Source organism: Rahnella sp. EDr1-12 (assembly GCF_049206505.1).
Classification (GTDB): Bacteria; Pseudomonadota; Gammaproteobacteria; order Enterobacterales; family Enterobacteriaceae; genus Rahnella; species Rahnella rivi.
The window spans coordinates 1824412-1843600 of sequence record NZ_JBLZNY010000001.1 but is presented as its reverse complement, the minus strand read 5'-3'; the positions used below and the strand labels follow the sequence as shown (position 1 = coordinate 1843600).

Annotated in this window: 14 protein-coding genes, 1 tRNA gene and 1 pseudogene; 8 read left to right on the top strand and 8 right to left on the bottom strand. The window is 51.4% G+C overall.

The window, feature by feature from the left end; all coding sequences use genetic code 11:
- Window positions 1-20: 20 nt before the first annotated feature.
- From ACO0U8_RS08445 to ACO0U8_RS08430, 4 genes are all read right to left on the bottom strand, one after another.
- Entirely contained in the window at window positions 21-1454 is a 1434-nt protein-coding gene (locus ACO0U8_RS08445) for a 6-phospho-beta-glucosidase (RefSeq protein WP_183848428.1), read from the bottom strand.
- 64 nt (window positions 1455-1518) lie between these two features.
- Window positions 1519-3051, bottom strand: coding sequence for a PTS transporter subunit EIIC (locus tag ACO0U8_RS08440; protein WP_056776524.1), 1533 nt, complete (start codon window positions 3049-3051; stop codon window positions 1519-1521).
- 146 nt (window positions 3052-3197) lie between these two features.
- Window positions 3198-3938 carry a MurR/RpiR family transcriptional regulator gene (locus ACO0U8_RS08435; protein WP_136375479.1) on the bottom strand — a complete coding sequence of 247 codons (741 nt, stop codon included), beginning with the start codon at window positions 3936-3938 and terminating at the stop codon, window positions 3198-3200.
- A gap of 43 nt (window positions 3939-3981) precedes the next feature.
- Entirely contained in the window at window positions 3982-4485 is a 504-nt protein-coding gene (locus ACO0U8_RS08430) for a GNAT family N-acetyltransferase (protein WP_421670607.1), read from the bottom strand.
- A gap of 259 nt (window positions 4486-4744) precedes the next feature.
- On the opposite strand from ACO0U8_RS08430, the gene ACO0U8_RS08425 reads away from it, so the two are divergent.
- Both ACO0U8_RS08425 and ACO0U8_RS08420 read left to right on the top strand, forming a co-directional pair.
- Entirely contained in the window at window positions 4745-5935 is a 1191-nt protein-coding gene (locus ACO0U8_RS08425; protein WP_183848437.1) for a YjgN family protein, read from the top strand.
- A gap of 3 nt (window positions 5936-5938) precedes the next feature.
- Complete coding sequence (locus tag ACO0U8_RS08420) at window positions 5939-6982, top strand: M48 family metallopeptidase (protein ID WP_421670606.1); 1044 nt, start codon at window positions 5939-5941, stop codon at window positions 6980-6982.
- A 44-nt stretch (window positions 6983-7026) separates the two neighbouring features.
- Here the strand turns inward: ACO0U8_RS08420 and ACO0U8_RS08415 are convergent, their stop codons facing one another.
- The 3 genes from ACO0U8_RS08415 to pepA form a co-directional block, all read right to left on the bottom strand.
- On the bottom strand, window positions 7027-9882 hold the full coding sequence (locus tag ACO0U8_RS08415) for a valine--tRNA ligase (RefSeq protein WP_122094371.1): 2856 nt from the start codon (window positions 9880-9882) through the stop codon (window positions 7027-7029).
- Window positions 9875-10360, bottom strand: coding sequence for a DNA polymerase III subunit chi (locus tag ACO0U8_RS08410; protein WP_421670605.1), 486 nt, complete (start codon window positions 10358-10360; stop codon window positions 9875-9877). The genes ACO0U8_RS08415 and ACO0U8_RS08410 overlap by 8 nt, the downstream gene beginning before the upstream one ends.
- Window positions 10361-10480: 120 nt before the next feature.
- Window positions 10481-11992 (bottom strand): leucyl aminopeptidase, encoded by a 1512-nt coding sequence (pepA, locus tag ACO0U8_RS08405; protein WP_056776547.1) that lies wholly within the window; start codon window positions 11990-11992, stop codon window positions 10481-10483.
- A gap of 277 nt (window positions 11993-12269) precedes the next feature.
- Here pepA and lptF point away from each other — a divergent pair, with 277 nt between their 5' ends.
- Both lptF and lptG read left to right on the top strand, forming a co-directional pair.
- Entirely contained in the window at window positions 12270-13364 is a 1095-nt protein-coding gene (gene lptF / locus ACO0U8_RS08400) for an LPS export ABC transporter permease LptF (RefSeq protein ID WP_056776550.1), read from the top strand.
- Window positions 13364-14434 (top strand): LPS export ABC transporter permease LptG, encoded by a 1071-nt coding sequence (lptG, locus tag ACO0U8_RS08395; protein WP_056776552.1) that lies wholly within the window; start codon window positions 13364-13366, stop codon window positions 14432-14434. The genes lptF and lptG overlap by 1 nt, the downstream gene beginning before the upstream one ends.
- Before the next feature lie 80 nt (window positions 14435-14514).
- Here lptG and ampH read toward each other — a convergent pair whose 3' ends face one another.
- Window positions 14515-15654 (bottom strand): D-alanyl-D-alanine-carboxypeptidase/endopeptidase AmpH, encoded by a 1140-nt coding sequence (gene ampH / locus ACO0U8_RS08390; RefSeq protein ID WP_217204456.1) that lies wholly within the window; start codon window positions 15652-15654, stop codon window positions 14515-14517.
- 219 nt (window positions 15655-15873) lie between these two features.
- On the opposite strand from ampH, the gene ACO0U8_RS08385 reads away from it, so the two are divergent.
- The 4 genes and pseudogenes from ACO0U8_RS08385 to ACO0U8_RS08370 all read left to right on the top strand — a co-directional run bounded on the left by ACO0U8_RS08385 (window position 15874) and on the right by ACO0U8_RS08370 (window position 19076).
- Window positions 15874-15958 (top strand) — tRNA-Leu (locus tag ACO0U8_RS08385).
- Between the two features lie 199 nt (window positions 15959-16157).
- Entirely contained in the window at window positions 16158-17426 is a 1269-nt protein-coding gene (locus ACO0U8_RS08380; protein ID WP_217204455.1) for a tyrosine-type recombinase/integrase, read from the top strand.
- 174 nt (window positions 17427-17600) lie between these two features.
- Window positions 17601-18320, top strand: a pseudogene (gene dptF / locus ACO0U8_RS08375) (DNA phosphorothioation-dependent restriction protein DptF); the annotation flags it as partial.
- Window positions 18321-18827: 507 nt separating this feature from the next.
- Complete coding sequence (locus ACO0U8_RS08370) at window positions 18828-19076, top strand: biofilm development regulator YmgB/AriR family protein (protein WP_159281389.1); 249 nt, start codon at window positions 18828-18830, stop codon at window positions 19074-19076.
- Window positions 19077-19189 lie beyond the last annotated feature (113 nt).

Genomic DNA, 19189 nt, shown 5'->3' with positions numbered 1-19189 from the left:
GGGAGCTGGCTGTTCTCTTCTTAAAGCACTTCACCGTTACTGCCAATCACTTTCTGATACCAGCCGAAGCTCTCTTTTTTAGAGCGCGCCATCGTGCCGGTGCCGTCGTCGTTTTTATCGACGTGAATGAAGCCGTAACGTTTGCTGTACTGGCCAGTGGTGAACGACACGCAGTCGATGCAGCCCCATGGCGTGTAGCCCATCAGATCCACGCCATCTTCCAGCACGGCTTTTTTCATCTGCACGATGTGCGCTTTCAGATAGGCGATACGGTAATCGTCGTGAATGACGCCGTCTTCACCGGCTTTGTCGATTGCGCCAAAGCCATTTTCAACGATAAACAGCGGCTTCTGATAACGTTCGTACAAGATATTCAGGGTGTAACGCAGACCGACAGGATCAATCTGCCAGCCCCAGTCGGATGCCTTCACATGTGGATTCGGCACGCTGCCCGCAAAGCCGGACAGGCCGTTATCGTCGCTCGGGTTGTGCGCCGAAATTGCGTTGCTCATGTAATAACTCAGCCCGATGTAATCGGCACAGCCGTCGCGCAGCGCCTGAAGATCGCCGTCTTCCATTTTGATATTGAAACCGCGACGTTCCCACTCTTTCAGCGCATATGCCGGGTAGTAACCGCGCATATGCACGTCGCTGAACAGGAAGCGTTCGTGCATCGCTTCGACGGAATACATCACGTCGTCCGGATGGCAGGAGAACGGATAAAGCGGCACCATGGCGATCATGCAGCCGATTTTGAAATCAGGATTAATGGCATGGCCGAGTTTGACCACTTTGGCACTGGCAACGAACTGATGATGCAGCACCTGATACATAGTTTCTTCCGGATTTTCCTGCTCGGTAAACACCACGCCGGAGCAGCAATAACCGAACAACGGGTACTTCCAGTTGCGCTGGTTGTTGATCTCGTTGAAGGTCATCCAGTATTTGACCTTGCCTTTGTAACGCTCCATGACCACCTGGCTGAAACGCACAAAGAAATCCACCACCTGACGGTTTTTCCAGCCGCCATATTCTTTCACCAGATGCCACGGCATCTCAAAGTGAGAAAGGGTAATGACCGGCTCGATATTGTGTTTGAGTAGTTCATCAAACATATCATCGTAGAATTGCAGACCGGCTTCGTTAGGCTGTAATTCGTCACCGTTCGGGAAGATGCGCGTCCACGCAATCGAGGTGCGGAAGCATTTGAAGCCCATCTCAGCGAACAGCGCGATATCTTCTTTGTAGTGCGAGTAGAAATCGACGGCTTCGTGGTTTGGATAACTGTAACCCTCCAGCACGCCGTCGGTCATCACGCGGTCAACGCCGTGTGCGCCGCCGGAAAGCACGTCGCAGATGCTGATGCCTTTGCCGCCTTTGTTCCAGCCGCCTTCAACCTGATGCGCCGCTACCGCGCCGCCCCACAAGAAATCTTTCGGTAACTGATGACTCATTTGATTCTCCCTGGATACTTGATGAGGGCAGATTGCTTCTGCCCTGTAGATCGTAATGTCAGATTTAATTCATTTCCGCCTGCGCGGCACGCCGGGATTCCGCCTGTACCTTTTTGGTGGCTACCACATCGGGCTCGTCTTTGAAGCCGACCAGCCAGGTGAAGAGCGCACCGAGAACAAAGGCCACGCTTATCGACAGCAGGAAGCCAAGGAACTGCGGCATGTGGCCTTCTTTAAAGAACACCGGCAGCACGGCGATACCCGGCAGGCAGTAGCTCCATGACACCGCATTAAAGGAACCGGCTATCGCGCCGCCGATACCGCCCGCAACGCAGCTGCACAGGAACGGTTTTTTCAGGCGCAGCGCCACACCGTAAATGGCCGGTTCAGTGATGCCAAACAGACCGGTCACGCCGGCGGAGAGCGAGATGCCTTTCATTTCACGGCTGCGGGTTTTCAGGTACACGCCGAACATGCTGCCGGTCATCGCGAAGACGGCGGAAGCCTGCAGGCCGGTAAAAGTGTCATAACCCAAGGTCGCGTAGTTGCCGACGGTCACCGGCGTAATGCCCCAGTGAACGCCCAGCGTGACCAGCGGTTGCCAGAAGGCGCCGACCACGAAACCGGCAATGATCGGGCTGAGGTGATAGAGATAATTATAAACGCCGCCGATCGCGCCGCCGATCATGTTACCGACCGGGCCGAACACCAGCAGGGTCATCGGCACCATAATGGCGATACAGAACATGGGGGTGAACAGGTTACGGATAACCACCGGCAGCACTTTATTAAAGAAGTGCTCGATGTACGACATCGCCCAGACCATCAGAATGATCGGGATAACGGAGGCGGTGTAACTCAGGTATTTCACCGGAATACCGAGGAAATCCAGCGTCGGTGCAGAAACCGGAATGCCGACCACGTTTTGCAGAATGTTGGCGATATCAGGATTGCTCACCGCTTCGCGCATCAGTTGCTGCATGGCCGGGTCAGCGGAGTTGATTGAGGTGATCTTGAACGCCGTCAGCATGTTCATGTAATCAGGGCTGATCAGCGCGCAGGCCGTAATCACGGCGGTGAAAGGGTTCACGTTGAATTTTTTGGCGGCGGTGAAGGCAATCATCACCGGCAGGAAAGTAAACGCCGTCCACGACACAAAGTTGAGAATACGGTAGGTGCCGCTGTTCGCATCCATAATCCCGACAGCGGCAAGGAAGGAGATGATCCCCTGTAAAATACCGCAGGCGGCGAGCTGATAAAGGAACGGGGTAAAAATGCTGGAGATGACGTCCATAACCCGGCTGACGATACCGACGTTTGGCGCTGAAACAGGTGCGTTTTCATCGATGTCGATCAGTTGTAATACCTGTTTATAGGCATCACTGACGTGGTTGCCGATCACCACCTGCATCTGGCCACCGGCCTCAATCACTGTGATCACGCCTTTTACACGTTTTAATTCTTCTTTATCGACGGCTTTATTATCTTTCAGAACAAAACGTAAACGGGTCGCGCAATGTGTGATGCTAATCACATTAGCATTGCCGCCGATATATTTAACAATATCCTGGGCTGTTTGTGCGTAATCAATGGCCATTATTTATTATTCTCCTGCCGGGGTGTACAGAGATGAGTTTTATTTTTTTAATCGCTGGCAGGAGTGTAGCAAAAGAAAGGATGAAGTCACGATATAACAAAAAACAAGATTAGGAATATGTCACAACGTAAAAACACCCTGTTTTTTCATTGCGCTGCGTCACGTTTTATTAACGGAAGTTTCTTGCCGATAGTTTCAATAATATAAAGTACCGGGATCTGCGTAGTAATATTATATTGACCTTCAAGCACGATTTGCGGCATGTGGTATGAGATGTTGAGGTCTGCCATGCGCGCCAGCGTGGAGTTCTCGCTGTTGGTCAGGCTGATGATCTTGCAATTGTGCTGGCTGAACTGTGTGGCAAAGCGCAGCACTTCTTCCGTTTCACCGGAAACAGAAAGAATAATGGCGATGGCATCTTTATACATATCGCTGTTGATCGGGAAATAAGGGTCGTCAATAAAGGTGCTGAATTTACCAACGTTAGAGAAAAAACGCGCGCTGTATTTCCCGAGTGATCCTGACGTTCCCACGCCCACAAATATAATGCGCTGGGCATCAGATATTTGTTTTGCGGCCTGATCTAATAATTCATCAAACTCGCTGTTATTAATACTTTTGAAATAGCTGATAATTTCACTGATTCCAAAAGATACCGGCGGCTTTTCTTCATGTTCTAAAAACAGCTTAAAACGGATACGAAATTCTGAGTAACCGTCGCAATCCATCTTTTTACAAAAGCGCAAAACAGTGGTGGTAGACACGCCTGCGGCATCCGCCAGTTCGCGGATAGTCATGTACATCACTTTGTCGCCATTTTTGACGATGTAGTTATAGACCGTCAGTTCCAGTTCATTTAACGCGGAAATGGCTTTGTGTGTGAACATGAGGCGCCTGTTTGCAATGATCGATTAAAGAACGAAAGCGGTGTCAGAGATATTTCAACATCGTCACTTCGCAATCGACGTGACCTGTATTCCCCATTGCGCCATCAATGTGCCGGAAGCCGAGGCGTTCATACAGGGCAATGGCCTGAGTCAGGCTGGCGGTGGTTTCCAGATAGCAGCGGGCAAACCCTTGCTGACGCGCATGATCGATGGCCTGTAATGCCAGACGTTTTGCCAGACCCTGGCCGCGCAAAGAAGGCATGAAGTACATCTTCTGCAACTCGCACAAATCGTCTTCTGCACCTGACAGCGGTGCCATACCGCCACCACCGGCCACCACGCCATCCAGTTCCACCACCCAATAAGCACAGCGCGGCTGGCTGTAGCTTTCATACAGATGATCTAAATTCGGATCAGCGACGGTATAGCCTTTGTCAGCCGTCAGGCCAAATTCGGCAGAAACGTGGCGGATCACGTTAGCGATAGCGGCATTATCTTCAGGGCGGATCGGGCGCACCAGCACGCTGACAGGAAAGGTGGTCGTCATGTTACTCACTCAGTTTCAATAATCGGCAATCATACAGACCGTTTTAATACCATTTAAGGGCGGGTGGGCGCAACGCTGCCGTCCCCTCTGCGACATATTCCTTAACGCAAATGAGAGTCTTTTTCATCTGAATTGTAAAGAATTCGTTGCCTCCTTGTACCGGAGCGTGATTAAATCTTCATCGTTATGTAAAGCACTACGCCTCTTTCTTAATTACAGGAGAGACGGTTTCTCATTCCTTTCAGGACGAAAGATAAAAATGTCTGATAATAATCAACACAACGACAACCTGCATCAGGTCCGTTTTCATGGTAAGGGCGGAGAATATTTCGCAATCTGGCTGGTTAATGCATTACTGACCATTGTCACATTAGGGATTTATTCTGCATGGGCGACAGTGCGCCGTCGTCGTTATTTTCTGGGTAATACTGAAATAAACGGTGATCGTTTTGATTATCACGCAAAGCCAATTCAAATATTGAAAGGCCGTTTGCTGGTGATTGCAGGGATCATTGTCTTTTATATTCTGGCGGCAATAATGCCGCATCTGGCGTTATTGTTCGTGCTGGCCTTTTTCGCCCTGCTGCCGTGGGTGATTATTCGCAGCTGGCGCTACAATGCGATCATGACCAGCTACCGTGGTGTGCGTTTTAATTATCACTGCAAAACAGGGCGCGCTTACTGGACCCTGTACCTGTGTCCGATCCTGCTGATGCTGGCGTTGTATATTCCGATTGTGGCCATCGTTCTGATTGCAGTTCAGACAGCCAGTATCAGTGCAATATTACTGAGCGTGGTGCTGGTGGCTGTCGCCTTAGTCCCTGGTATTGCTGCCGTTCAGGGGATTATCAGCGCCATGACCCACGACCTGTACGTGAATAATATGTTCTTTGGAAAGACGGCATTCAGTGCCGAATTAAAGAAAGCCGCATTTATTAAATACAGCCTGCTGGGCATTTTATTATTCCTGCCATTCCTTATCTTCGCCTTCTGGCTGATGGGATCGTTTATCACCACCCTGTATCAGATGGCTCTGATGGGCGGTATGTCTGATGAAATGGCCAGTGCGATGCTGATGGGCAATCTGTTTGGTTTCTTCCTTGCCATCGTCATTCTGCTGGTGGGTTCCCTGGTGGTTGCCAGTTATCAGGTCGTGGCTATCCGTAATTACGTCTTTAACCAGACACGGATTGGCAACGGGGTTAAGCTGCATTCCTCGATGAAAACCCTCTCCTACTTGGGGCTTCTGTTGACTAATGCGCTGATTGTGGTGTTCTCACTGGGTCTGGCGACGCCGGTGGCGCATGTGCGTATGGCGCGTTACATCGCCGCATCGACCGCTGTTTCTGGCGATTTATCACTGCTGGATGTGCAGGCACACAGCGATTCTGTTAACACGGCCGTTGCCGAAGAAGTTGCACAGGCGTTTGATCTTGGCGTCGGTATGTAATGCATGATCATTGAAGGCTTTTATCAGCCTCCGGGACGGGCAGCGCGTGAGGCTGCCCGCCTCTTTTTAGAAGAAGGACAGCAACTGACGCTGGACACCCCGGAATCGCAGACTCGATTTTCGCTGCGTGATATTGATGTTTCTGACGCGCTCGGCACTATCCCTTTATTCCTCACATTCCCCGACGGCAGCCGTTTTGTGCCTTCCGATGACGCGCCGTTTCGTCACTGGTTGTCGCAGCATCGAAAGCCGGGCTGGGTTTATCGTATGGAAAGCCACAAGCGCGGTGTCATCCTTGCGCTGCTGTCGACCTGCCTGCTGATTATCTTCTATGTCTACGGTTTATTACCCTGGGCCAGTCATGCCATTGCGCTGCGAATTCCGACCACCATTGAGCAGAACCTCGGTCGTCATACGATGACGCTTCTGAAAGCCAGCGATTTTCAGGCATCGGCGCTGCCCGATGTCCGGCAGAGCGCACTTCAGGCGCTGTTCAGGCAGGTGACTCCGCCGTCATTGCGCGATGACCGAACGCCGGTCAGCCTGAAACTGATGAATATTCCTGATACCGCTAATGCGTTTATGCTGGCGGATGGCACGCTGATCCTCAGCGATAAGCTGGTGGAACTCAGCCCCGGGGATGATGCGCTGGCGGCAGTCATGCTGCATGAAATGGCTCATCATGCATATCGTCATCCGATGCGCATGCTGGTGCGCTCTTCGCTGGTGTCACTCACGCTCCTGTGGATGACCGGAGATGTCAGCGGTATCGGTGATACGCTGCTTCAGACGGCGTCACTTGCCAATGAATTGCAGTTTTCGCGCAGCATGGAGCGCGAGGCGGATGACTGGGCGATCGCAGAGATGAAGCGGGAAGGGCGGTCGCTGGCGCAAATGGCGCAAATTTATATGTTGCTCTCCGCGCAGGCGCAGAATGAAAAAACCTACGACAGCACGTTGCCGGACTGGCTGAGTACGCACCCTGCGATGCAGTCACGGACTGAACATATCAGGGAAGCGGATAAACACGAGTTTCGCCGCCCATAAAAAAAGGCCGCTTGCGCGGCCTTAATCATTTTGCTTTAGTGAGTTTACAGCGCGGCAATCGTGGCTTTCTGCTCTGCAATCTTGAGTTTCGCTTCACCGCAGGCTGCCAGACGTTCGCGTTCTTTTGCGACAACGGCTTCTGGCGCACGCGCGACAAAACCTTCGTTAGACAATTTGCCTTCGATGGACGCAATCTCGCCGTCGAGTTTTGCGATCTCTTTGTCGAGACGTGCCAGCTCAGCATCTTTGTCGATCAGACCTGCCATCGGGATCAGCAGTTCCGCGCCTTCGACCAGCTTGGTGACAGACACCGGGCCTTTGTCGCCGGCAGGCAGAATGGTGATGGATTCCAGACGCGCCAGAGATTTAATAAAGCTCAGGTTCTGTTCCACACGACGCTGTGCATCCGCACCTGCACCGCGCAGCAGCAGTTCCAGCGGCTTGGCCGGAGACAGGTTCATCTCGGCACGCACGTTACGGATTGCGATGATCGCCTGCTTGATCCACTCGAGATCGGCCAGCGCCAGTTCATCCGCTTTCGCCGCATCAAACTCAGGGAAAGGTTGCAGCATGATGGTTTCAGCTGTGATGCCTTTCAGCGTTTTCACGCGCTGCCAGATGGTTTCAGTGATGAACGGAATGATCGGATGCGCAAGACGCAGCAAACCTTCCAGCACTTCCACCAGCGTATGACGGGTACCGCGCAGTTGTGCTTCGCTGCCGCCGTTCATGACCGGCTTGGTCAGCTCCAGGTACCAGTCGCAGAACTGGTTCCAGGTGAATTCATACAGAATGCTGGCAGCCAGATCGAAGCGATAGCTGTCCATCGCGTCACGGTAGGCTTTCACCGTGCGGTTATATTCCGCGAGGATCCAGCGGTCAGCCAGTGACAGCTCAAGTTCGCCGCCGTTCAGGCCACAATCCTGATCTTCGGTGTTCATCAGTACGAAGCGGCTGGCGTTCCACAGCTTATTACAGAAGTTGCGGTAACCTTCAAGACGCTTCATGTCCCAGTTGATGTCACGGCCAGTAGAAGCCAGCGCCGCCAGCGTGAAGCGCAGGGCGTCGGTGCCGTGCGGTTCGATACCGTTCGGGAATTGCTTCTCGGTACGCTTGCGGATTTTTTCCGCCAGCTGAGGCTGCATCATGTTGCCGGTACGTTTTTCCAGCAGGTCTTCCAGTGAGATACCGTCAATCATATCCAGCGGATCGATAACGTTACCTTTGGACTTGGACATTTTCTGCCCTTCGTCGTCGCGGATAAGACCGGTCATGTAAACGGTATTAAACGGAACCTGCGGCTTGCCGTTTTCGTCTTTCACGAAGTGCATGGTCATCATGATCATGCGCGCGATCCAGAAGAAGATGATGTCGAAGCCGCTCACGACCACGCTTGAAGGGTGGAAGGCTTTGAGATCAGGCGTCTGTTCTGGCCAGCCCAGCGTGGAGAAAGTCCACAGGCCGGAAGAGAACCAGGTATCGAGCACGTCTTCGTCCTGAGTCAGCACGACGTCTGCGCCCAGATTGTTTTCGCTGCGCACTTCCGCTTCGTCGCGGCCAACGAAAACGTTGCCTTCGGCGTCATACCACGCCGGAATGCGGTGTCCCCACCACAGCTGACGGGAAATACACCAGTCCTGAATGTCACGCATCCAGCTGAAGTACATGTTTTCGTACTGTTTAGGCACGAACTGGATCTCACCTTGCTCAACGGCTTCTACTGCCACTTTCGCCAGCGGCGCGGTACGGACGTACCACTGGTCGGTCAGCATTGGCTCGATCACCACGCCGCCACGGTCGCCGTAAGGTACGGTCAGATCGTGAGGTTTAACTTCTTCCAGCAGGCCCGCTTCATCAAACGCTGCGACCACGGCTTTACGCGCAGCAAAACGCTCAAGGCCACGGAACTGCTCAGGGATATCATTGGCACATGCATCACTTTCTTCGCCGTTCGTATCGAATACTTCAGCGGTCTGGCGGATATCGCCATCGAAAGTCAGGATGTTGATCATCGGCAGGCCGTGACGTTTACCGACTTCATAGTCGTTAAAGTCATGCGCAGGCGTGATCTTCACGCAGCCGGTGCCTTTTTCCATATCCGCGTGTTCATCGCCCAAAATAGGAATGCGACGGCCCACCAGCGGCAGAATGATCTCTTTGCCGATCAGATCTTTGTAACGCGGATCTTCCGGGTTGACCGCCACGCCGGTATCACCGAGCACGGTTTCCGGACGTGTGGTGGCGACCACCAGATAATCTTTGCCTTCAGCAGTTTTCGCGCCGTCAGCCAGCGGATAACGCAGGTGCCACATGGAACCTTTAGATTCGCGGTTTTCTACTTCGAGGTCGGAGATCGCGGTGCGCAGTTTCGGATCCCAGTTCACCAGGCGTTTGCCACGGTAAATCAGGTCTTCTTTGTACAGGCGAACAAACACTTCGCGCACGGCGTTGGACAGGCCTTCATCCATGGTGAAGCGCTCGCGCTCCCAGTCCACGGAGTCGCCGAGGCGGCGCATCTGGCGGGTAATGGTGCCGCCGGATTCTGCTTTCCAGTCCCAGATTTTGTTGATAAACGCTTCACGGCCATAGTCGTGACGGGTTTTGCCTTCTTCGGCCGCGATTTTACGCTCAACCACCATTTGCGTTGCGATACCCGCATGGTCGGTGCCCGCCTGCCACAGGGTGTTTTTGCCCTGCATGCGCTGATAGCGGATCATGGCGTCCATGATGGTTTGCTGGAAAGCATGACCCATGTGCAAGCTGCCGGTAACGTTCGGCGGCGGGATCATGATGGCAAAGCTTTCTTTACTGGTATCACCATGTGGCTTGAAATAGCCCTGTTGTTCCCAGTGCTCGTAAAGCGGCTGCTCGATGTCTTGCGGGTTATATGTCTTATCCATTTCGCTTCGTATTTTCGTCGGTCGATGTGGTGACGGAGGGCGGCGTGGCCGTCGTCAAAGAGAAACCCACGCTGCGATAGGCTTTGTAGCGTTCGCGCGCAAGTTGTTTAAGGGAATCTTCGTAAGGAACGAAGTCTACCACTTCATGGAAAGCAGTAGCAAAATCTGCAAACTCAGGCAGGAGGCTTATCAGCAGGTCGCGAGGCGCATTGCCGCGCTTACCTGGCCAGCAGAGCTCCACCGGTGCACCAAAACGCGGGCCTTCGCCCGCCAGATTGTGCGGCACAAAGTGGCTCGGATCGCGCTTCCAGAGTGCTTCATCCAGACGCTCGGCCTGTTGTTGATTTTCACAAGCCAGCAGGACACGTTTGCCCATCCGGTAACGTTCAGCGGCGACCTGACAGGCCAGCGCTTCGTGTGAGCTGAGCTCGCCACTTGCATCCGGCGCATCGAGAAGAAAAAAGGTTGCCTGTTTCATGATGAGTTCACTGTGCTGCTGAGAAAAAACAGGGGCGCAACTGGGTGCGCCCGCCTGTGAAGGGTCTGGCGAGCCAAACCCTGAGGATGAAATTATACCTTATTTGCCGGGTGAATCAGATCATTCATCACCGTCAAGACCGGCACGGTTAAGCAGGAACTGTGACAGCAGCGCGACCGGGCGACCTGTCGCCCCTTTGTTTTTCCCTGAACGCCATGCAGTACCGGCGATGTCCAGATGCGCCCAGCTGTATTTACGGGTGAAGCGCGACAGGAAGCAACCGGCGGTGATAGCACCCCCTGCACGGCCACCAATGTTTGCCATATCGGCAAAGTTGGAATCCAGCTGTTCCTGATATTCGTCAGCCAGCGGCAGACGCCATGCGCGGTCACCTGCCTGCTCAGAGGCGCCAATCAGCTCATGGGCCAGCGGATTGTGGTTCGACAGCAACCCGGTGATGTGATGACCAAGGGCAATCACGCAGGCACCGGTCAGCGTGGCGACGTCAATCACCAGCTCAGGATCGAAACGTTCGACGTAGGTCAGCGCGTCACACAGCACCAGACGGCCTTCAGCGTCGGTGTTCAGCACTTCGACAGTCTGGCCGGACATTGTCGTCAAAATGTCACCCGGACGGAACGCCTGGCCGCCAGGCATGTTTTCACAGCCGGCGAGGACGCCAATCACGTTGAGCGGCAAATTCAGTTCAGCCACGACGCGCATTGCGCCATACACCGCGGCTGCACCACACATGTCGTACTTCATTTCATCCATATCCGCGGCGGGCTTGATGGAAATACCGCCGGAATCGAAGGTCAGGCCTTTGCCGACGAGCACGATAGGCTTAGCGTCCGGATTAGGATTGCCCTTATATTCCATCACCGACATCAGCGATTCGTTTTTCGAACCCTGACCGACGGCCAGATAAGCGTTCATCCCCAGCTCTTTCATCTGCTGTTCGCCGATAACGCGGGTGGTGATGTTCGTGCTGAACGCGTCGGCGAGCTGACGCGCCTGTGACGCCAGATAAGCGGCGTTACAGATGTTTGGTGGCATATTGCCCAGATCTTTCGCGGCTTTGATACCGGCGGAGACGGCTAAACCGTGCTGGATGGCGCGCTCACCGCTGGTCAGTTCACGGCGGGTTGGCACGTTGAAGACCATTTTACGCAGCGGACGGCGAGGTTCGACTTTATTGCTTTTCAGCTGGTCGAAGGTATAAAGCGATTCTTTAGAGGTTTCGACCGCCTGGCGCACTTTCCAGTAAGTATTGCGCCCTTTTACGTGCAGCTCGGTGAGGAAGCAAACGGCTTCCATAGAACCGGTGTCGTTCAGGGTATTGATCGTTTTCTGGATAACCTGTTTGTACTGGCGCTCATCCAGTTCGCGTTCTTTGCCACAACCAATCAGCAAAATGCGTTCTGAAAGAATATTCGGTACATGATGCAGCAACAGGGTCTGGCCCACTTTGCCTTCAAGTTCGCCACGGCGGAGCAGGGCACTGATATAGCCATCACTGATTTTATCGAGCTGTTCGGCAATCGGTGACAGACGGCGAGGTTCGAAAACGCCGACTACAATACAGGCACTGCGTTGTTTTTCCGGGCTACCGCTTTTTACGCTGAACTCCATGCACTCTCCTGAATCTTAAAGACAAGGGCGGGAGGTACGGCTAGAATGGTTGCCGGAGACACTCTCCCGTCATTGTGTTAACGACCTGTGTTAACCTTAAACGGCGTTAGTTTTTATTTTGGCGGCTATAAGCATGTTCCTATAGGACACCCCAATTCTCGGTGTTGTAATACTATTTTAGCTGTGAAGGTTGCCATATGATGAGAATAAATGACGGATTAGCGATGAAACTAGCGATTTTCCTTCAAAAAGACAAGTTTTCACAGGCGTATTAAGCGTGATCATCATTAGATATCTGGTTAGGGAAACCTTCAAGAGCCAATTTGCCATTCTGTTCATTCTGCTTCTCATCTTCTTTTGTCAGAAGCTGGTCAGGGTGCTTGGAGCGGCAGTCGATGGCGATATCCCAACAAATTTAGTTCTGTCACTTCTGGGTTTAGGTATTCCGGAAATGGCGCAGCTTATCCTTCCTCTCAGCCTTTTCCTCGGCTTGCTGATGACGCTCGGTAAATTGTATACCGACAGTGAAATCACGGTCATGCATGCCTGTGGTCTTGGAAAACGGTCGCTGGTCATCGCGGCGATGGTATTGGCGTTATTTACCTCAGTTTTCGCCGGCTTTAACGCGATATGGTTAAGCCCGTGGTCATCGAAACATCAGGATGCGGTTCTGGCGGAAGCCAAAGCCAATCCCAGTATGGCGGCGATGGTTGAAGGCCAGTTCCAGCAGGCACAAAACGGCAATGCGGTGCTGTTCGTGGGTAACGTGAAAGGTAAGGAATTCCATAACGTCTTCCTGGCGCAGCTGCGCCCGAGTGGCAACCAGCGTCCTTCAGTGGTGGTGGCAGATAAAGGCCACATGTTGCAACGTCCGGACGGTTCTCAGGTCGTGACTCTGGATCAGGGCACGCGCTATGAGGGCACGGCCTTGCTGCGCGATTTCCGCGTCACTGACTTTACCGATTATCTTGCCGTTATTGGTCATCAGACCGTTCAGCTGGATCCGAACGAGTCCGATCAGATGAGCATGTCGCAACTCTGGCATTCCGATGAGCCGGAAGCGCGTGCAGAGCTTAACTGGCGTATCACATTAATTGTGTCGGTCTTTATCATGGCGCTGTTAGTGGTTCCGCTTAGCGTGGTGAACCCGCGTCAGGGCCGCGTGCTGAGCATGTTGCCGGCTATCCTGCTTTATCTGATTTTCTTCCTGCTGCAAACCTCCCTGCGTTCCAATGGCGCGAAAGGTAAACTGGATCCGATGGTCTGGATGTGGGGCACTAACCTGCTCTACCTCGCACTGGCATTGGTTCTGAATGCATGGGATACCTTGCCGGTTCGTAAGGTCCGCGCGCGTCTGAGAGGAGTTGCCTGATGTTTGGCGTATTAGACCGGTACATCGGTCGCACGATCTTCAACACCATCATGATGACGTTGTTCATGCTGGTGTCGCTCTCCGGCATCATCAAGTTTGTCGACCAGTTGCGTAAGGTCGGGCAGGGCGGATATTCAGCGGCTGGCGCAGGGCTTTACACCTTACTGAGCGTTCCGAAAGATATCGAGATCTTCTTCCCGATGGCCGCACTACTCGGTGCATTGCTGGGTCTTGGCACACTGGCAACACGCAGTGAGCTGGTGGTCATGCAGGCCTCTGGTTTCACCCGTATGCAGATCGCAGCATCGGTGATGAAAACGGCAATTCCGCTGGTGCTGCTGACCATGGCGATTGGTGAGTGGGTCGCGCCGCAGGGCGAGCAGATGGCGCGTAACTATCGTGCGCAGCAGATGTACGGCGGTTCGCTGCTCTCTACCCAAAATGGGCTGTGGGCAAAAGACGGGCATGACTTTATCTACATTGAGCGTGTTGCGGGTGAGAAAGAACTCACTGGCGTGAACATCTACCATTTCGATGATCAGAATAAGCTGCAATCGGTGCGTTATGCCTCTTCAGCGACCTTTGATAATGGCGAGTGGAAACTCTCTCAGGTGGATGAATCAGACCTGACCGACAAGCTGCAAATCACCGGTTCTCAGACCCTTTCCGGCGTGTGGAAAACCAACCTGACACCGGACAAACTCGGTGTCGTGGCACTGGATCCGGATGCGTTGTCGATAAGCGGGCTCTACAACTACGTAAAATACCTCAAGCAGAGCGGCCAGGAGTCCAAGCGTTACCAGCTGAACATGTGGAGTAAAATCTTCTCTCCGCTGTCTGTTGCCGTAATGATGCTGATGGCGCTTTCGTTCATCTTCGGGCCGCTGCGCAGTGTGCCAATGGGCGTGCGGGTGGTGACGGGGATCTGCTTTGGTTTCCTGTTCTACGTGCTTGATCAGATTTTCGGCCCGCTGAGCCTGGTTTACAGCATTCCGCCGATTCTGGGCGCATTGCTGCCAAGCGGACTGTTCCTCGTCATCAGCATGTATTTACTGTTGAAGAAAAAGTAAACCGCAGATTCAGATAAACAAAAAGCAGGCTCTTTACAGAGGCCTGCTTTTTTTACGTCTGAATGCGGAGATCTGAACAATCAGATCTCGTTATTGCGCACCAGATCAGCCACCAGATCGTTCACGCCATCGCTCATGTTTTTAAACTTGGTCAGCTCGCTGCGGGTCACCACCACGAACACACCGACACCGCGTTGCGGTACCATCGCAACATAAGTGATAAAACCACCGCCGCCACCGGTTTTCTGAATGATGCGCGGTAACAGTGGGGTTGGCGCCATGGTCACCCATCCCATGCCCAGCGAGTCCGCCATGCCCGGTACGTCCATCCCCTTGAGCGACACTAAATCAGAACGTTTGTAATACATTTTCTGCGCCATCTCGGCGGTAGAGGTGCGTTGCCCGAGGAACTGACGCATCCAGCGGCCCATATCAGCCGGCGTCGAGTACAGCCCGCCACTGCCTGCTGCTGCCGTGGTGTTGATGCATGGCGTCGGTCGCAGGCCCACCATCAGCCTTGCACACTGGCTGGCATTTGGTGTGAGCGTGGTGTCGATCATGCCGAGCGGCTGGGTGATCTGCTCGCGCAGAAGTTGGGTGTAAGGTTTATTCGCGGCTTTTGATAACGCATCCGACAACAGATCAAATGCCAGATTAGAGTAAGACGCGCGGGCGCCCGGCGGCACGGTCATTTTGGCGACGCTCAGCCAGTTCCAGCGATCGCTTTTCGTCGGCCAGGTAAATACATCACGATGCGCAACGCCACCCGGTTGCTCACGGGGCAGCCCACTGGTGTGCGTCGCCAGATTCAGCAACGTGATGGGATTGGTGCCGTTGTAACTGGGTACGCGGGCACCGGCAGGTGCATATTTACGCAGCGGGTCATTAATACTGACTTTGCCCTGTTGCGCCATTTTGACCAGCACTTCGCTGGTAATCAGCTTAGTCAGCGACGCAACGCGCACGAGGGAGTCTTCACGTGGACGCACATCGGAACCGGGGCGGGTTTCGCCAAAACTGCGGAACACCTGCTGATTGTTATCCACCACCACCAGCGCCATTCCCATTGCGCCACTGCCGTAAAAAATGTGTTCTGCATGGTCATCCACGACCTGCGACGCGAGACGCGCGTTTTGTTGCGCATAGCTCCATAAAGGCGTACTGGCAAAGGCCAGAGCAAGGAGCGAAAGAGAGATTTTTTTCAACAAGCGGGTATCCATCAACAGGGCATCAACTATTCGTGATTTGTATACTAATGCGAAGTTTGAGAAACGGCATGAGAAAAACGCGCCCAAATCGAAGATTTTTGTCAACAAAACCCCCACTTACCGCGGCTGATGTTTGTTTTTTCAACACTTAAACCGAACAGGGTGGGATAACTATTGCGTGACCTGCTGGGCTGGGTATAATGCCCACGTTTTCCGCATACTACTTTCTGTGCCGAAGTGGCGAAATCGGTAGACGCAGTTGACTCAAAATCAACCGCCGCAAGGCGTGCCGGTTCGATTCCGGCCTTCGGCACCATTAGTATGTAAATAGACCTCAACTGAGGTCTTTTTTTATGCCTAAAATCCAGTCCCCGCAAGGCTTTCCCCCGCGTTTCAGTCAACCGATGTCAATCTGAGTTACCCCACATCAACATGCTTGTGAGTATAGAACCGAGTATATATGCTGGTTCGATAATGCTTATATACTCACGGCAGCATATGGAAGGAATACCATCATGGCCCTGACTGATACCAAGGTGCGTTCGGCAAAACCTGAAGCAAAGGAATACTCGCTAGTAGACGGCGATGGAATGTTTTTGCTGATACACCCTAACGGCTCCAAATACTGGCGTTTCCGCTTTCGCTTTGGCGGCAAGCAACACTTGATGGCGTTTGGTGTTTACCCAGAGACATCACTTGCTGACGCCAGACATAAAAGAGAAGCTGCCAGAAAACTCGTTGCCGCTGGGATTGATCCTCGCAAACAAAAGCGAGCAGTAAAAGAAGAGTTGGCGAAAGAAGTCTTCACCTTTGAAGTGGTTGCCAGAGAATGGCATGCGACTAATAAGAAGTGGTCAAAAGATCACAGTGCTCGAGTTTTGAAAACCCTGGAAGATTTTCTTTTTCCGGCCATTGGTAAACACAATATCACCGAACTTAAAACTCGAGATTTACTGGCACCTATAAAAGCCGTGGAGAAGTCTGGACGTCTTGAGGTGGCTTCGCGTCTGCAACAGCGCACAACAGCAATCATGCGCTATGCCGTACAAAGCGGTTTGACCGATTATAATCCCGCTCAGGAAATGGCTGGTGCCGTCGCTACAGCAAAACGGCAACATCGTCCCGCCTTAGAACTTAGCCGCACTCCTGAACTACTTCATCGTATCGACACCTACACCGGCAGACCGCTCACTCGTTTGGCAATAGAGATGACATTGCTGGTCTTTATCCGGTCAAGTGAGTTGCGTTTCGCCCGCTGGTCAGAGATCGACTTCGAGACAGCTATGTGGACGATTCCGGCAGATCGCGAACCATTGGAAGGTGTTAAGCATTCTTACCGTGGATCTAAGATGCGAACGCCGCATCTGGTACCGTTATCTCGTCAGTCCCTTGGAGTCCTTGAGAAAATAAAACGCCTAAATGGTAATCGCGATTTAATTTTCGTTGGCGATCATGATCCGCGTAAACCAATGAGTGAAAATACGGTAAACAATGCACTTCGGGTAATGGGCTACGATACGAAAGTCGAGGTTTGCGGTCATGGCTTCAGAACCATGGCGTGCAGTTCGTTAATTGAATCGGGGATTTGGTCTAAGGATGCGGTAGAGCGACAGATGAGCCATCAGGAGCGTAACTCTGTACGTGCCTCTTACATTCATAAGGCTGAGCACTTGGATGAGCGCAGACTAATGCTGCAGTGGTGGGCTGATTTTCTGGATGCGAATCGGGAAAGCGCGACGAGTCCATTTGATTACGCAAAGATTAATGCATCGATGAGAATTTAGAATGGCTGATGGCTGACGAATACATTCCATGTGAACACGAAAAGTGGCCCTTAACTAATAGATACCAACCGCGGACCTCACTGACAATTCCATCAGTGAGGTTAATGTCTTCATTTTAATTTAATTATCGCTTCATGTGGCGCTGTGAGGGATATATATCGAAACACAGATTACACTGAAATTCATCGACATAGAGATGTATTTGATGAAGTAAATGACAACTTTTGTTAAACAAGAAATTGAAGCCAATATGCAACGCTACTTGGATTTTGCTAAACTTTATGAGATTATTTTTTATATGGTAGTAGTGGGGATGGAAAGTCTCAGATTTTGACAAGCTGTCAGTCAGAACATCGTTACCAGCAGCGGTTCACGTTCCATTTGGATGCTACACATATTTTTGCTCCCCGACAATCAGCTATTGATGCCCTGAATATTTTATTTGAAAAACACCATCTGCAATCACGTCCCCTATTGGTGGGCATTTATAATGGGATGCTTGCTAACTTTGCAAGAGAAGGCGCTGAATGCCACCAGAGAGTTCGAGTTGCGATTGATCTGTTTTTATCAAAACAGGAGAAGTAGCATGGTTCTTATAGTACGGATAATTTCTATTTTTTGACTTCGAAAATTATTAAAAACTTCAGTTCGACGCAGATAAAAATGCTCACAATTTAATAAAAAAGTATTAGATCAGTTAAATTGCGATACTGGTGAAAATATTTTTACACTATTTTTAAATGTGAAGGATTCACAGAACATGATTTAAATGTAGTTGTTAATTTCAAGCTGCTCTGTATGCCTGGCGTTAAGGATATCTTAATTACGAAACTTTTTAAAGTGCGATTAATTAAATGTCAGTTCGTTACTACGAGAACGTTATTGGATTTTCTATAGCCAAATTCCCCTGTCAGTTTAATAAATAACATTACGTCACTGATGTTACTTATCCCTTTAAATAAACAGTGCGGCGACACCTGGTTATAAATTAGTTTTTATGCCAGAGGTATTCTGAACCCTTTTTCGGTAAAGTTCAAAAAATGCAGTGCCTCCACCAGCATATGCCAGTAAAAAATCACAGATCTGTTTATCCAGCGAGAATTGTAAGTATCCCTGCAAGCAGTGGATATCCGCTTGGTATGCGACTGGATTGAGTCCTGGAGCTAATCTCACCTTGGTAGCGTTACTCATTATATCTCTAACAAAGTGTCCAGAATGATTAGACCATTACAGTGTGAAAATTTTAGGAATTACCATATTGATCTCTCCCACTAAAATATTATTATTAAAATTACAGGTGCTAAGAAAAGTTGCTAAGAGGTCAGCAGCCTTGAGATGGAACCTCTCAGAAAAAAGTTGCGGCAGTCTCTTAAAGATTTGAGACTTAAATGGAGAAATAGCATGACACAGAAGAAAAGCACATCCAATCAGATTGATGACTACTTTAAAGCTATGAGCGAAGGCACACTGGGTGAAAGGAAGACATATTTGCAACTTTTTGCCGAACTTACCTCAACGCATAAATCGGTCAGCCGAAAGGACATCATTCGAGGCCTGGTTAAAAAGCTTGAAATGGAGAAGGACGTAACAAAGGCCGATATTTATCGCAATATACTTGAACAGATGCATGAAACTCGGGATAACGACTAGCTAAGCAGGCATAATTTTCAATGTATAAGAGAAAAAATACCGGACGAGAAAGTTACTAAATCCACTGAGTAAAAAAATTTTCAAGACTACATTAAGCATTCAATATTTATGCT